Source organism: Pseudomonas marginalis (assembly GCF_008692035.1).
Lineage (GTDB): Bacteria > Pseudomonadota > Gammaproteobacteria > Pseudomonadales > Pseudomonadaceae > Aquipseudomonas > Aquipseudomonas marginalis.
Genome location: NZ_VTFG01000001.1, coordinates 2,259,227 through 2,273,564, shown reverse-complemented (window position 1 = coordinate 2,273,564; position 14,338 = coordinate 2,259,227). Strand labels below are relative to the sequence as shown.

The window sequence follows — 14,338 nt, the reverse complement described above, 5'->3', positions numbered from 1 at the left end:
GACCGCGTCGTGCTCAGTGGCGATCAGGCTGAAGATGTCCAGTCAACCCTGTCGATGATCCGTTGCAGGGACGTTGCATCGGTGCCAGCGGCATTGACCTCACGTTGAGCCACGGGCCATGCCAGGGACGCGTTGGCGGGTGAGCGGTCTACGCAAACCATGAGGAGGAACGCGATGTTGAGGAGCGGGCTGCTGTTGAGTGTTTACGCGGTGTTATTGATTGGGTGCACGGGCAGGGGCTTCCAACCGCCGCCGCCGGATTTTACCGATTGGCAAAAGAGCGGGGTCTCTGTAGAGGGCGTCAAGAGCAGCATGCTCGCGTGCGGGTACGAGAATGTGGCGGGCACGGGCGGCGGCTCAATCGATGAGAGACTGAAGCACTTCTATTGCATGAAGGACGCTGGCTTTACCCGCAAGGATAATCTGGACCTGTGCAAGCTTGGCCGCGTTGGCGAATCTCCAGTGTGCGATGGCCGCCGCTGATCCAACATTAAAAGGAAGCAAGGAATGAACGATCTACGCAATGGACTGTACGGCGTCGCGCTGGCATTGGCGGTGGCAGGGCTGGGCGGTTGCGCCTCGTCGATGACGGTCACCGGCGAGCCGGGGGTGAAGATGGGCCAGAGTTACGCCCAGGTGCTCGCGGTGGTCAGCCGAAACAACGCTGTGACCAAGCAGGTCGATGGCCAAGGCTTCCGGGCTGAGGGTTATTCGCCGATGTTCAAGGACTGCCGGATCAAGTACTTCATCTTCCAGGGCGCTGATGGCTTGCAACAGGTGAAGTACGAACCGGCGCCAGAGCTGTCGGTCAAGCAGAATTGCCGTCAGCCGTAAGCGGCCCTTTATTCCTCTGCGAGTTGACTGCTGATGAGCCTTTTACGTGTGGTTCCCGTGGCGTTGCTGGTGCTGCTGACCGGCTGCGGCCAAGTGGCGAACATCCGCTCCCTGTCCACCGGCTACGTTGCACCGCAGACCGGCGAGACCGCCCGCGTGCGGTTGATCACCGATGGTCTGGTGCGCGCGGTGCCGGGGCGTGATTGCCTGGACTGGAACGTGCCGGGCGCCGGGGTGATGGCGTCGACGAAAGCGGGCTTCCCCGATCACAACGGTGAAAGCCTGGGCATGCCTGGGCCGATTTATTCGTGGGCGGCTGCGGTGTCGTCGGAATTGGTGGTGCCGGCGAACACGCCGATCGCCTTTCATTACTTGGGGCAATTGCAGTATTCCCGGCAATGCTCCGCCAGCATGGCCTTCGTGCCTCGGCCCGGGGTGGATTACATGGTGCAGGCGTCCATGTATGCCAATTGTTCGATCCAGTTGCATGAACTGCCGGCGGGCGCCAAGCAATGGGTCGCTGTGGAGCCTGTGCCCAAGGGCAAGCTGTCGATGTGCAACGCGATGGATAACTTCTAGTGAGTCGCGGGATTAATTTTCAACGCCCATGGCTTTTTTTCGGTCGCCCAGGGTCCACATCCTTCAAGCACCTTTGAATCCAGGAGTAAGCCACCCATGACCACCCCCAAGGCACTGTTGATCCTCCACGGCAAGCAGGCCCTCAACGAGGACGTGCGCAGCGCCGTGCTGGCCCGGCGCGAGCAGGGCTGGGAGCTGGCGGTACGGGTGACCTGGGAGGGCGGTGACGCAAAGCGCCTGGTCAAGGAGGCCCTGGAGGGCGGCTATACCCACATCATTGCCGGCGGCGGCGATGGCACCTTGCGCGACGTGGCCGAGGCCATGGCGCAGGCCAAGGGTGACGCCAGCCTGGTGCTGATGCCCCTGGGGACCGCCAATGATTTCGCCAAGGCTGCCGGCGTGCCCTTGGAGCCCGCCCAGGCCCTGGCGTTGCTGGATGTGCCGCCCAGGGCGATCGACCTCGGCCAGGTCGGCGGGCAAATCTTCCTGAATATGGCCACCGGCGGCTTCGGCAGCCAGGTTACCGCCAATACCTCCGAAGACCTGAAGAAAGTCCTCGGTGGCGCCGCCTACCTGTTCACCGGCCTGACGCGCTTCAGCGAGTTGAAGGCCGCCTATGCGGAGCTGGACGGGCCGGATTTCCACTGGAAAGGCGAGCTGCTTGCCCTGGGTATCGGCAACGGTCGCCAGGCGGGCGGTGGGCATGTGCTGTGCCCTGGGGCATTGGCCGACGATGGCTTGCTGGACGTCAGTATCCTGCCGGCGCCCCAGGAAGTGGTCGGCACCTTGCGCGAGCTGATGGGCAACGGTTGGGAGCTGGACGCGATGTTCGTGCGGGCACGCCTGCCGTGGGTCAACATCAAGGTCGCGCAGGGCTTGTACATCAACCTCGATGGCGAGCCGCTGGAAGGTGACGACCTGCACTTCGAGGCCTTGCCCAAGGCCCTGCGCGTGCATCTGCCGGTGGGTTCGCCCCTAGTCGTCCAGGCTGATGATCTGCTCGCGCACGGCAAATAACACCAGGCCCGCCACGTCGAATATCTGCAGGCGCTTCATGATTTGCGAGCGGTGGGCTTCTACGGTCTTGATGCTCAGGCCCAGGCCGTGGGCGATCTCGCGGGTGGATTTGCCGCGCACGATCAGGCGCAGGATTTCCAGTTGGCGGGCCGTGAGGTTATGGCTGTGGCTGGCGGGCGTGGCCGGCCCCTGGCTGCGCACCAGCGCCTGGTTGATCACGGTATGGGCGATCGCCGGGCTCAGGTAGCGCTCGTTGTTGCGCAAGGCCAGCAACGCGTGTTCCAGCTCGTTGGCAGTGGTGTCCTTGAGCAGGTAGCCGTGGGCGCCCGCTTCCAGCGCGCACATGATCAGCTCCGGATCGGTGTGCATCGACAGGATCAGCACCTTGCTCCTGGGGTGCACACGCTTGAGTTGCTGCAGCGCGTCGAGGCCAGTGGTGTGTTTCATGGACAAGTCCAACAGCACGATATCCGGCAGCAGGGTATTGAACTGCTCCAGCAATTGTGCGCCATCGCTGGCTTCGCCGGTCACCGTGTAGCCGGGAATATCCTGTACCAGCGCACGTACGCCGGCCCTGATCAGTGCATGGTCATCCACCAGGAGTAATGTGCAGGTCACTCGATAACCTTAGGGGCGCTGGCCCGTTCGAGGGAGCGAGGCGCCCAGGGGAAAAGCGCGTCGATCCGTGTGCCGTGGCCTGGTTGGCTGCTGACGGACAATGAACCGCCAAGCTGGTCAATGCGCTCGGACATGCCGGCCATGCCCCGTTGGCCTTCCAGGCCGGGGTTGATGGCGGGCGAAAAGCCCTGGCCGTCATCGCAGATGGTCAGCGACAGGCCCTCGGGCAGGCGCTGCAGGCGCACCAGCAGGTTGCGCGCCTGGGCGTGGCGCAGCATGTTGGTCACGGCTTCCTGGGTAATGCGAAAGGCCGCCACGGCCATTTCTTCAGGGATGCCGGTCAGTCGTTGCTGGCATTCGAGGCTCCAGTGCACCGGGGTGTTTTCCAGGGTCTTGAGCAGGTGCGCGCGCAGGCTGGCTTCCAGGCCCAGGCTGGCGAGCTGCCGGGGGTTGAGGATGGCGGACACGTCGCGCACCTTGGCCAGGGTCTCGTTCAAGGTGTTGCACAGCACGGTGCACTGGCTTTGCAGCTCCTCCGGCAGGCGGCGCTTGAGCCATTCGCTTTGCAGCTTGGCGGCGGTCAGCAACTGGCCGATATCGTCATGCAGTTCACGGCTGAGGCGATGACGTTCGTTTTCCTGCACTTGCAACAGGCGATCGGCCAACTCCTGGGGCTGGAACTTGATGGATTTACGCGAGCGCCATTGTTGCAGGCCAACCACCACCAAGATGGCCAGGTTGAGCAGCAGCACCAGCAGTGGCAGCGGCGCGGAGCGGCTGTAGGCCCACAGGCTCAGCAGCAGCGAGCCGAGGCACAGGGCGAGGATCAAACGGCGTGCGTTACTGCGGGACGCGGACCTTGCGATGAATGTCTTGAGGCTGGCATGCATAGCGGATGGAGCCAATGAAGGTTCGCTGCGGGAAGACCGGTCGCGGCTGACCGGGCTCTGTTTGGAATACGTTCTTGAATCGTTCTCAAGCTGGCTGAAGTTGAGTCACTTCAAGCGGGTGCATAGTACCACCACTCTTACCGTTGGTCGCCAGGTGCCGTGCCTGGCGGGCCTATTTAAACGCGCAACAACTCGAGGAATGATAATCCCAGAGTTAATGAAGTGAGGTTGTATTATTTCAAAGGGTTTGTATCGTTAATGGCTAATTGATATTGAATAGCCATTTTTCTCCAGCAGATTAGTTGGAGTCGTCGTTTTTAGATAACCCCGTGCTTGAATGCGACCTGATAACGCTTCAAGACAAATGGTGCATACGTTGTTGCGGATTGTAACTGAAACCCTTTTGCGGAATGTGCAGGGTGACCGTGTCAATCAACTTGGTCTGTTCTTCTTCATCCAGGGGCAGTTGGCCTGTTTTTGCATCGATCAATTCCAACTGCCAGGCCAGCAATGTCAGGCAGTCATGCAGGGCGTCCAGGGCTTGATCATGTAACTGCAACGGGTTTTCGGCGTTGGCGATCACGTCCTGGATATGCCGCGAGAACTCGCTGATCGCTTGCAGGGCCAGGCAATCGGCCTTTTCGGCGAGCTTGATCAGGCTGATTTTCATGCAGTCGATGGCGTCACTGTCGTTGCGGATCAAATGCAGGTGGCTCAGGCATTCTTCCGACTTGGTCAGCAGCTTTTCAGCCTCGCGCAGGAACTCAGGAAGTGCAAGTTGCCACTCGTTACCGTCGTTCATCATGCAAGTCTCCACAACATAAGGTCGGGTGATGAGAGGTCGCACCGGGTGAATGGCGTAAAACTACCGCTGAAAGATAACGGGAATCTGTAGGTTGCTTCTGAGTTTTCAGTAGGACGTTTATTTGAATGACGGCGACGGCTGTGCGTGGCCCCCGTGAGCGGGCTCGATTGCACACCTTCAGTTGCCGCGACGTGAGCGTCTGGAAAACCCATAAGACGAGGGCTGGGGATGGCAAACAAAAGCCTGACTCCATTCATGCAATGAGAATGGCGTCACATTAATGGCTATTAGATATTGCGAACATCAGGTTGGGCCTGATTGTGTATAGGGGAATCCCTTACATGGCGGAACCTTGCGTCGATTTGAATGTCGCGCAACGTCGCTGCACCGCCATATGAACAGGCCTCAGCAGTAAAGCATGATGTCAGTGTGACATCAATGAATTTACGTGGCATTTTACCGGGGTCAAGGTCCGGCGTTTGCCGCCGATAACAAGCTAACTGCACAAACACTTCGCGCATTACTTTCCAGCGCACACCAGGAGCTCTTAATGGCCGGCATTCTCGACACGGTAGACCAACGCACGCAACTGGTGGGTGAGAATCGCCTGGAGATCCTCATGTTCCGCCTGGCCGGGCGGCAGCTGTTCGCCATCAACGTGTTCAAGGTGCAGGAAGTCCTGCAACTGCCCAAGCTGACCCTGATGCCCCAGCGCCACCCCTTCGTGTGCGGCGTGGTCAACCTGCGGGGCCAGACCCTGCCGGTGATCGACTTGTCCCAGGCCATCGGCATGCGTCCGCTGGTGCCGGGCCCCAACAGCACCATCATCGTCACCGAGTACAACCGCTCGGTGCAGGCGTTCCTGGTGGGTGGCGTGGACCGCATCGTCAACATGAACTGGGAGGCCATCCTGCCGCCGCCGACCAGCGCCGGGCGCCAGCATTACCTCACCGCCATCAGCAAGGTCGACGACCAGTTGGTGGAGATCATCGACGTGGAAAAAGTCCTCGCCGAGATCGTGCCGTACAACGCCAAGGTCTCCCGCGAAAAACTCGACGACCCGGTGCTGGAACGCGCCCGTGGCCGCGAAGTGCTGCTGGTGGACGACTCCAACGTGGCCCTGTCGCAATTGCGCGACACCCTCGGCCAACTGGGCGTGAAGATGCACATCGCCAGCGACGGTCTCAAGGCGCTGAACATGCTCAAGGCCTGGGCCGACGCCGGCCATGTGATGACCGACAAGCTGCTGATGATCTTCACCGACGCCGAAATGCCCGAGATGGACGGCTACCGCCTCACCACCGAAATCCGCAACGACCCACGACTGCGCAAGCTCTACGTGGTGCTGCACACCTCGCTGTCGGGCAGTTTCAACGACTCGATGGTGAAGAAGGTCGGCTGCGACAACTTCCTGTCCAAGTTCCAGCCGGACAAGCTGGTGGATGTGGTGCGTCAGCGCCTGATGCTGGACGAAGCGTCCGCTTGACCTTAGGGTGACGGCTTTGCCCCTCAGGAATGTTGGCCCATGCTTCGTCTCAGCGCGTTGTACCGTTACCCCTTGAAGTCCGGCAAGGCCGAAACCCTGCAACAGATCGGCCTGGATAAACTGGGGTTGGACGGCGATCGACGCTGGATGCTGGTGGATGAGGCCAGCGGGCGTTTCCTCACCCAGCGCGCCGTGGCGAAGATGAGCCAACTGTCGGCGCTGTGGAACAGCAGCGGCGGCCTGACCCTGAGTTCGCCTGGCTACGCGCCGCTGGACGTGGCGTTGCCCGGCAGCGCGGCTGAGTTACGTGGCGTGACCATCTGGCGCGACACCTTGCGTGTGCCGGACGCCGGCGACGAAGCCGCCGCCTGGGTCAGCGCCTTTATCGGCAAACCGACACGGCTGGTGCAGATTCCTCTGGAGCGGGCGCGCACTACCCAGGCAGGTTACGGCCGCGATGATGACCAGGTCGCGTTCGCCGACGGTTATCCGTTACTGGTGATCGGGCAAGCGTCCCTCGACGACCTCTCGCAAAAAGTCGGCCGTCCCATGGACATGCTGCGCTTTCGCCCCAACCTGGTGATCGAAGGCAGCGACGCCTTCGCCGAGGATGGCTGGAAGCGCCTGCGCATCGGGGATGTGGAGTTTCGTGCAGTCAAGCCCTGCTCACGCTGCATTCTCACCACCATCGATCCGCACACCGGCGAGCGCAGTCCCGACCGTGAGCCTTTTGTGACGCTGGAGGCCTACCGCAAGACCGAGGACGGCGCGATTTTTGGCCAGAACCTGGTCAACGATGGCGTGGGCCGCCTGGAAGTGGGCATGCCGGTGATCATCCTCGAATAAGCCATGGGCCCATAAAAAATGCCCGTCTCCTGGGAGACGGGCATTTTTTTTGCGGCGCAGCGATCAGCCGCGGTATTCGCACAGGTAAGCGGTGTCTACCGCGACCTTCAGCTGGAACTTGCTGTTGGCCGGTACGTTGAACTGGCTGCCGGCGGCGAAGGTTTCCCAGTCATTAGCGTCGGGCAGCTTGACGCTCAGGGCGCCGGACACCACGTGCATGATTTCGCGCTGGGCGGTGCCGAATTCGTATTCACCCGGGGCCATCACGCCGATGGTCGCCGGACCTTCTGCGGTGCCGAAAGCGATCGACTTGACGGTGCCGTCGAAGTACTCGTTGACTTTGAACATGGGCGAATCCTCGGAAAAAGGGTCTGGAAAGGTCGGCCAGTATGCCCAAGGCCAGGGAAGCTGCCTAGACCGGCAAAATCAGCGGCAGCAGGCGCGCGGTGTTGCGTGCATCTTCCAGCGCGCGATGTTGCTGGCCCTGGAACTGCATCCCCGCCAATTGCAGGGCGCCATTGAGCCCCAGGGGCTTGTCCAGGCGCCGGGCCTTGGCGAAGCGTTGCTTGAGGTTGACATGGGGCGTGGGGGCCATGGCGCTGGCCAGGCCATGGCGCTGCCATTCGAGCTCCAGCTGCACGCGGTCGTAGTCACCCCAACTGGCCCAGCCTTCCAGGCGCGCCTGATGCTGGCCCAGCCAGCGCTCGAACAGCGGCCACACCTCGATGAACGGTGCAGCGCCGTCGATATTTGCCTGGGTGATATGGGTCAGCTGGCGACAAAAGGGCGTGAGCAAGGGGCGGCGCAGCGGCCGCACAAAGCGCTGGAAGTGGTCCAGCTCGCGGCCCTGGCGGTTTACCAGGCTAGCGCCGATCTCGATGACTTCCATCTCCGTCACGGGCCAGCCGCCTTCATCCGTTGTGGCTTCAAGGTCAATAATCAGCCAATGAGGCATCGCGCAGGTTCCCGTACTCGTCCTTTCCTGTTGGGGATAGAGCGTAGACCGGCCTTGTAGTTCCGACTAGGGGGTTATTCGATCTCCAGCAGAACCTGGCGATTGCGTACCTGATCGCCCGCCATCACCTGCACGGCCTTGACCACGCCGTCCCTGTCGGCCTTGAGTGGATGCTCCATTTTCATGGCTTCGAGCACCAGCAGCAGTTGGCCTTTGGTCACCTGTTCACCGGTGCTGACGCGGACGTCGACGATGGCACCGTCCATCGGTGCCTTGACCGTGCCGCTGCCTGCGTCGGCCTGGCGCCCGGCAACCTGCTGGGTGCGGTTGGTGACGATAAGGCCTGGCAACCACAGCCGAGAGCCCTCCAGGTGATAGGCGATACGCCGGCGAATGCCGTTGAGCACCACGGTGGCGTGACGGCCATCGGTGCTGAGTGGCAGGGGGGCGGCGGTGACGGTGTGGGTTTCGCCGTCGACCTCCAGGCGAAAGGTGCAGGGAACCCGCGCGTTGTTGCGCCATCCCGCGAGGCCGTGGGGATGCTGGTCGGCGCTGTGTTGGTAAAACAGCGCGGCGGCCAGGGCGAGTTGATCACTTGTCGCGGCCGGGCGCGGTATTTCGCCGAAGTGCTCGGCGATAAACCCGGTGCTGAAATCACCCTCGATAAACCCTGGGTGCTTGAGCAGTTCAGCCAACAAGCGCTGATTGGTCGTCACCCCCAGCAACAACGTGTCTTCCACCGCCCGCAGCAGTTTGCGCCGGGCTTCTTCGCGGGTGGCGCCATGGGCGATGAGCTTGCCGAGCATCGGGTCATAGAACGGGCTGATGGTTTCGCCTTCGCACAGCCCATGGTCAACCCGTACGCCCACGGCCGGTTCCCAGCGCAGCACCTCACCGGTTTGCGGCAGGAAGCCCTGGGCCGGGTCCTCAGCATAGAGGCGCACTTCCATGGCGTGGCCGCTCAGGCTCACCTGCGCCTGCTCGAGCGGCAGCGGCTGGCCGGCGGCGATCTGCAGTTGCCAGGCCACCAGGTCGAGGCCGGTGATCAGCTCGGTGACCGGGTGCTCCACTTGCAGGCGGGTGTTCATTTCCAGGAAGTAGAACCGGCCGTTGCGGTCGAGCAGGAATTCCACGGTACCGGCGCCGAGGTAATTCACTGCGCGCCCGGCCTTGAGCGCGGCCTCGCCCATGGCCTGGCGCAGTTCGGGCGTCATCACCGGGCAGGGCGCTTCCTCGATGACTTTTTGATGGCGGCGCTGGATCGAGCAGTCGCGTTCGCCGAGGTAAATCAGGTTGCCGTGGCGGTCGCCGAACAGTTGGATCTCGACGTGGCGCGGCTCGATCAGCGCCTGTTCGAGGATCAGTTCGTCACTGCCGAAGGCGTTCCTGGCCTCCGAGCGGGCGCTGTGCAGGCTTTCCAGCAGCGCCTCCGGCTGGTGGACCAGACGCATGCCACGGCCACCGCCGCCGGCGCTGGCCTTGATCATCAGCGGGTAGCCGATGCGCTCGGCTTCACGTTGCAGGCAGGTGTCATCCTGGGCGCTGCCCTGGTAGCCGGCGATGCAAGGCACGCCGGCCTCGAGCATGGCGAGTTTGGACCGGCGCTTGCTGCCCATCAATTCGATGGCCTCGGCGCTGGGGCCGATGAAGGTCAGGCCGGCGTCCTGGCACGCGCGGGCGAAACCGGGGTTTTCCGAGAGGAAGCCGTAGCCGGGGTGGATGGCGTCGGCGCCGGTCAGTTTGGCTGCATTGAGGATGGCTTCTATGTTCAGGTACGACTGCTGTACCGGGGCGGGGCCGATGTGGACGGCTTCGTCGGCCATTTGTATGTGCCGGGCTTGGGCGTCGGCGTCGCTGTAGACGGCGACGGTGCGGTAGCCCAATGCCTGGGCCGTGCGCTGGATGCGGCAGGCGATTTCGCCGCGGTTGGCGATCAGGATTTTTGTGAACTGCGGCATTTTTTGCTCCGTGTGTATATCCGTTATTTAGGTAACGGCCACTTAGGGTTCCGCTCTTACAGCGGGTCACTTTTGGAAGGACCCAAAAGTAACCAAAAGGTCCTCGCCCCAACACTCGGCACCTCGCCTAGGCTCGGTGTGCCCTCACTCCGGCTTTGGAGCGTGGGCCGCCGCAATGGGCCATCCCTGGCCCAGTGCGGCTAACCCGGCGTCCTGCCGGGTTACCCACGCTCCAAAGCCTGCGTTCGGCCAGCGTGTTTGACGGGGCGATCCCACATCAAAAACAAAGCGAGGCGGCCTTAAAGCCGACCTGATCTTTGAAGCGTACGCGGTGTGGCTTCTACTTCCTTAACCGCTGACGAAGTCAGCAATCTTTTGATCTGCTCTGGCTCTTGATCTGCTTTTGATTTTGATCTTAGGCGCCCCGTTAACCACGCTGGCCGAACGCAGGCTTGAATCCGTGGGTAACCCGGCAGGACGCCGGGTTAGCCGTCCTGGGCCAGGGATGGCCCATGACGGCGGCCCACGGATTCAAGCCTGCGTTCGGGCATACCGAGCCTAGGCGAGGTACCGAGTGGTGGGGCAAGAGCCCTTTGGTTACTTTGGGGCTTTTCCAAAGTGACCCGCCGTAAGGGCGGAACCAATAGCCGCCGTTACCGCAGCAACGGATATGTACTCGCTCAAAGCCAACGACATGGTCGGCCCGAAGGCCGCCACGGCAGCAAGCGCCCTCGCCACAGACCACAGAAAATTGTGTAGATACCCATGCCCAGCGGGCGTCACTTGCACCACCCAGGCTTGCGCTTCTGCACAAACGCCTGCGTCCCCTCGATCCCTTCCGCGCTGATCACCGCCTCGGCAAACCACTGTGCCGCCTGGTCCAGCAGCGGCCCCACGGGCTGCTCCACGCTGGCCAGCAACAGCGCCTTGGTACGCGCATTGGCGCCGGGGGCGCAGCGCAGCACCTGCCCCAGCACCTCATCCAGACGCTCCGCCAACGCCTGCGGATCGGTCTCGGTGAAGTGCACCAGCCCCAGCCGTTGAGCTTCCAACCCATCGAACCGCGCCGCCGTCAGCGCCAGTCGCCGCGCCTGGGTCAGGCCGATACGCTTGACCACAAACGGTGCGATCTGTGCCGGCAGCAACCCCTGGCTGGTCTCCGGTAAACCGAACTGCGCCTGGTGATCGGCAATCGCGATGTCACTCACGCAGGCCAGGCCAAACCCGCCGCCCAGCACCGCGCCTTGCAGCACCACGATGACCACTGGCGACACGGCTTCCACCGCTTGCAGCAACGTGCCGAAGGCCCGGTTCAGGGCCTGCAATTGATCGCCGGCGCTGACCAGGTCCTTCACATCGGCACCGGCGCAAAAATGCCCGCCTGCGCCGCTGATCACCACGGCGCGCACCTGGCTGTCCAACCCGGCCAGCACCGCGCGCAGTTCGTTGACCATTTCCAGGCTCATGGCATTGCGGCATTCGCGCCGGTTGAGGGTGATGTGCAACACGCCGTTGTGGGGTTCGAGCAGCAGGGTATTCATGGCTTTTTCCCCGGCAAAGTGCCCATCAACTTGCAGATGATGCCCAGCATGATTTCATCGGCACCGCCGCCAATCGACACCAGGCGCACGTCGCGATAGGCGCGGGCCACCGGGTTGTCCCACATGAAGCCCATGCCGCCCCAGTATTGCAGGCAACTGTCGCTGACTTCGCGGCCGAGGCGCCCGGCCTTGAGCTTGGCCATGGAGGCCAGGCGGGTCACGTCCTGGCCCTTGATGTACTGCTCGGTGGCCTGGTAGACCAGTGCACGCAGGCATTCGATTTCGGTGGCCAGTTCGGCCAGGCGGAAGTGAATCACCTGGTTGTCGATCAGCGCCTTGCCGAAGGTCTGGCGCTCCTTGCAGTACTCGACGGTGCTGTCGATGCAGTACTCCAGGCCCTTAATCATATTGGCCGCGCCAAACAGGCGTTCTTCCTGGAACTGCAGCATCTGCATCATGAAACCCGCGCCTTCATGGCCGATGCGATTGCGCTGGGGCACGCGCACGCCGTCGAAGAACACCTGGGCGGTCTCGGAGCTGTGCATGCCGAGTTTTTCCAGGGGCGGGCTGACGCTGATCCCTGGGGTGTTCATCGGCACCAGGATCAGCGACTTGTTGATATGCGGCTTGTCGTCGGAGGTGTTGGCCAACAGGCAGATAAAGTCGGCGCTGGGCGAGTTGGTGATCCACATTTTGCTGCCGTTGATCACATAGTCGCTGCCGTCCTTGCGCGCATGGGTTTTCAACCCGGCCACATCGGAGCCGGCGCCGGTTTCCGAGACGCCGATGCAACCGACCTGCTCGCCGCTGATAGCCGGGCGCAGGAATTCGTCGCGCAATTCATCGGAACCGAAGCGGGCGAGGGCGGGGGTGCACATATCGGTCTGCACGCCGATGGACATGGGGATGCCGCCGCAGCGGATGGTGCCGAACTCTTCGGCGGCGACGATCGAGTAGCTGTAGTCCAGGCCCATGCCGCCGAATTGTTCCGGTTTGGAGATCCCCAGCAAGCCGAGGTCGCCGGCCTTGCGGAAGATGTCGTGGATGGGGAAGCGCCCGGCTTTTTCCCATGCGTCCACATGGGGGTTGATCTCGCGGTCGACGAAGGCACGGACGGTGCGGCGCAGTTCCTGATGTTCCTGGGTGAAGATCATTGTTCTTGTTCTCCGGTTAGAAGCGCGCGATGCCGAAGCTGTTGGGCTGCAACTCGCGGACGTCGGCCTCGTGACAGATATCCAGCAGAAAGCCGAGTAAGGTACGGGTATCCCGTGGGTCTATCAGCCCGTCATCCCACAGGTTCGCGCTGCCATAGAGGGCAGTGGACTGACTGTCGAGTTTTTGCGCGGTGACCTGTTCGAGCATGTCCAGCACCTTGGGATCCGGCACCAGGCCGTCTTTCAACTGCTTGGCCTCGGTGACGATCCGCAGCACCTTGCCCGCCTGGGCACCGCCCATCACCGCCGTGCGGCTGTTGGGCCAGGCGAAGATAAAACGTGGGTCCAGGCCGCGACCGCACATTGCATAGTTGCCGGCGCCGTAGGAGCCACCGACCACCACCGTGAGTTTAGGCACCCGTGCGTTGGCCACCGCCTGGATCATCTTCGCGCCATGCTTGATCACCCCTTGCTGCTCCGCTTCGGTACCCACCATGAAGCCGGTGGTGTTGTGCAGGAACAGCAGCGGTGTGCGGCTCTGGTCACACAGCTGGATAAACTGCGCCGCCTTGCTCGCGCCCTTGGGCGTGATCGGGCCGTTGTTGCCGATCACGCCGACCGCGCGGCCCTGGATGTGCAGATGGCCGCAGACGGTATGGGCGTCGAACGCTGCCTTGAACTCGAGGAACTGCGAACCGTCGGCCAGGCGCGCGAGGATCTCGCGCACGTCGTAGGGCTTTTTCGGGTCAGCGGGGATCAGCCCCAGCAGGTCGTCGATGGGGTACAGCGGCTCGGCGTAATTGCGTTTGGGCGCCAGCGGCAGGCGCTCATCCCAGGGCAACAGGCTGACGATTTCACGCACGATGCGCACGCCATCGGCGTCGTTTTCCGCCAGGTATTCGGCGGTGCCGGCGATCTGTGCATGCATTTCGGCACCGCCCAATTCTTCATCGGTGGCGACTTCACCGGTCGCCGCCTTGAGCAGCGGCGGGCCGGCAAGGAACAGCTTGGCCTTGCCGCGCACCACCACCACGTAATCCGACAGTCCTGGCTGGTACGCGCCACCCGCCGTGGCCGAGCCGTGCACCACGGTGATCTGCGGCAAGCCCATGGCCGACATGCGCGCCTGGTTGGCAAAGCTGCGCGCGCCTTCGATGAAAATCTCCGCGGCATAGTTGAGGTTGGCGCCGCCGCTTTCGGCGAGGGTCACCACCGGTAGTTTGTTGTCCATGGCGATCTGTTGCAGGCGCAGGGATTTTTTCAGGCCGGAGGGCGAAACGGTGCCGCCCTTGATCGCGCTGTTATTGGCCACCACCAGCATGCGCACGCCGCTGACGTAGCCGATGCCGGCGATCAACCCCCCGCCGGCGGCGCTGCCGTCCTTGTCATCATGCAGCTTGTAGCCGGCCAGGCTCGCCAGTTCCAGGAACGGCGCGCCCGGGTCCAGCAGCAGGTTGAGGCGCTCGCGGGGCAGCAGTTGGCCGCGTTTTTCGAACTTGGGCCTGGCCTCCTCGGCCTTGCCCAGCAGGGTCTGTTCCAACTGGCGCAGGTGTTGGATGCCTTCCAGCATGGCGGCGCGGTTCTGGGCGAACTGCGGGCTGTGGGGATCGATCAGGCTGTCAATCAGCGGCATGGTTTATTGCTCCGCCTTGTGT

16 protein-coding genes are annotated in these 14,338 nt (G+C 62.6%); 6 read left to right on the top strand and 10 right to left on the bottom strand.

Annotation, left to right across the window (positions count from 1 at the left end; genetic code table 11):
• Nucleotides 1–174 precede the first annotated feature (174 nt).
• The 4 genes from FX984_RS10555 to yegS all read left to right on the top strand — a co-directional run bounded on the left by FX984_RS10555 (nt 175) and on the right by yegS (nt 2,430).
• Entirely contained in the window at nt 175–483 is a 309-nt protein-coding gene (locus FX984_RS10555) for a hypothetical protein (protein ID WP_027603877.1), read from the top strand.
• Nucleotides 484–507: 24 nt separating this feature from the next.
• A complete protein-coding gene (locus FX984_RS10550) occupies nt 508–834 on the top strand; it encodes a hypothetical protein (RefSeq protein ID WP_027603878.1) in 327 nt (108 codons plus the stop codon).
• Between the two features lie 33 nt (nt 835–867).
• The gene (locus tag FX984_RS10545; RefSeq protein ID WP_027603879.1) at nt 868–1,413 is read left to right on the top strand and encodes a hypothetical protein; all 546 of its coding nucleotides are present in this window, start codon (nt 868–870) and stop codon (nt 1,411–1,413) included.
• A 96-nt stretch (nt 1,414–1,509) separates the two neighbouring features.
• Nucleotides 1,510–2,430 carry a lipid kinase YegS gene (gene yegS / locus FX984_RS10540; RefSeq protein ID WP_092355172.1) on the top strand — a complete coding sequence of 307 codons (921 nt, stop codon included), beginning with the start codon at nt 1,510–1,512 and terminating at the stop codon, nt 2,428–2,430.
• On the opposite strand, the gene FX984_RS10535 is transcribed toward yegS, so the two are convergent.
• From FX984_RS10535 to FX984_RS10520, 4 genes are all read right to left on the bottom strand, one after another.
• The gene (locus FX984_RS10535; RefSeq protein ID WP_027603881.1) at nt 2,389–3,048 is read right to left on the bottom strand and encodes a response regulator transcription factor; all 660 of its coding nucleotides are present in this window, start codon (nt 3,046–3,048) and stop codon (nt 2,389–2,391) included. The genes yegS and FX984_RS10535 overlap by 42 nt on opposite strands.
• Nucleotides 3,045–3,938: a sensor histidine kinase gene (locus FX984_RS10530; RefSeq protein ID WP_027603882.1), complete on the bottom strand. Its 894-nt coding sequence runs from the start codon at nt 3,936–3,938 to the stop codon at nt 3,045–3,047. The genes FX984_RS10535 and FX984_RS10530 overlap by 4 nt, the downstream gene beginning before the upstream one ends.
• Nucleotides 3,939–4,293: 355 nt before the next feature.
• The gene (locus FX984_RS10525) at nt 4,294–4,743 is read right to left on the bottom strand and encodes a hypothetical protein (protein WP_027603883.1); all 450 of its coding nucleotides are present in this window, start codon (nt 4,741–4,743) and stop codon (nt 4,294–4,296) included.
• A 287-nt stretch (nt 4,744–5,030) separates the two neighbouring features.
• Nucleotides 5,031–5,264, bottom strand: a complete 234-nt coding sequence (locus tag FX984_RS10520) for a hypothetical protein (protein WP_133822115.1) — start codon at nt 5,262–5,264, stop codon at nt 5,031–5,033.
• A 29-nt stretch (nt 5,265–5,293) separates the two neighbouring features.
• Here FX984_RS10520 and FX984_RS10515 point away from each other — a divergent pair, with 29 nt between their 5' ends.
• Together FX984_RS10515 and FX984_RS10510 are read left to right on the top strand one after the other, a co-directional pair.
• The gene (locus FX984_RS10515) at nt 5,294–6,229 is read left to right on the top strand and encodes a chemotaxis protein CheV (protein ID WP_027603884.1); all 936 of its coding nucleotides are present in this window, start codon (nt 5,294–5,296) and stop codon (nt 6,227–6,229) included.
• A gap of 39 nt (nt 6,230–6,268) precedes the next feature.
• Nucleotides 6,269–7,075 carry an MOSC domain-containing protein gene (locus tag FX984_RS10510; RefSeq protein ID WP_027603885.1) on the top strand — a complete coding sequence of 269 codons (807 nt, stop codon included), beginning with the start codon at nt 6,269–6,271 and terminating at the stop codon, nt 7,073–7,075.
• A 63-nt stretch (nt 7,076–7,138) separates the two neighbouring features.
• Here FX984_RS10510 and ppnP read toward each other — a convergent pair whose 3' ends face one another.
• The 6 genes from ppnP to FX984_RS10480 all read right to left on the bottom strand — a co-directional run bounded on the left by ppnP (nt 7,139) and on the right by FX984_RS10480 (nt 14,316).
• Nucleotides 7,139–7,423, bottom strand: a complete 285-nt coding sequence (gene ppnP / locus FX984_RS10505) for a pyrimidine/purine nucleoside phosphorylase (protein ID WP_027603886.1) — start codon at nt 7,421–7,423, stop codon at nt 7,139–7,141.
• Nucleotides 7,424–7,487: 64 nt separating this feature from the next.
• A complete protein-coding gene (locus FX984_RS10500) occupies nt 7,488–8,030 on the bottom strand; it encodes a 3'-5' exonuclease (protein WP_027603887.1) in 543 nt (180 codons plus the stop codon).
• Nucleotides 8,031–8,104: 74 nt separating this feature from the next.
• Nucleotides 8,105–9,988 carry an acetyl-CoA carboxylase biotin carboxylase subunit gene (locus tag FX984_RS10495; protein WP_146476712.1) on the bottom strand — a complete coding sequence of 628 codons (1,884 nt, stop codon included), beginning with the start codon at nt 9,986–9,988 and terminating at the stop codon, nt 8,105–8,107.
• A gap of 779 nt (nt 9,989–10,767) precedes the next feature.
• Nucleotides 10,768–11,529 carry an enoyl-CoA hydratase/isomerase family protein gene (locus FX984_RS10490; RefSeq protein WP_146476711.1) on the bottom strand — a complete coding sequence of 254 codons (762 nt, stop codon included), beginning with the start codon at nt 11,527–11,529 and terminating at the stop codon, nt 10,768–10,770.
• Nucleotides 11,526–12,683 (bottom strand): citronellyl-CoA dehydrogenase, encoded by a 1,158-nt coding sequence (atuD, locus tag FX984_RS10485; RefSeq protein ID WP_092355160.1) that lies wholly within the window; start codon nt 12,681–12,683, stop codon nt 11,526–11,528. The genes FX984_RS10490 and atuD overlap by 4 nt, the downstream gene beginning before the upstream one ends.
• 16 nt (nt 12,684–12,699) lie before the next feature.
• Nucleotides 12,700–14,316, bottom strand: a complete 1,617-nt coding sequence (locus FX984_RS10480; RefSeq protein ID WP_092355157.1) for an acyl-CoA carboxylase subunit beta — start codon at nt 14,314–14,316, stop codon at nt 12,700–12,702.
• Between the last annotated feature and the right edge of the window lie 22 nt (nt 14,317–14,338).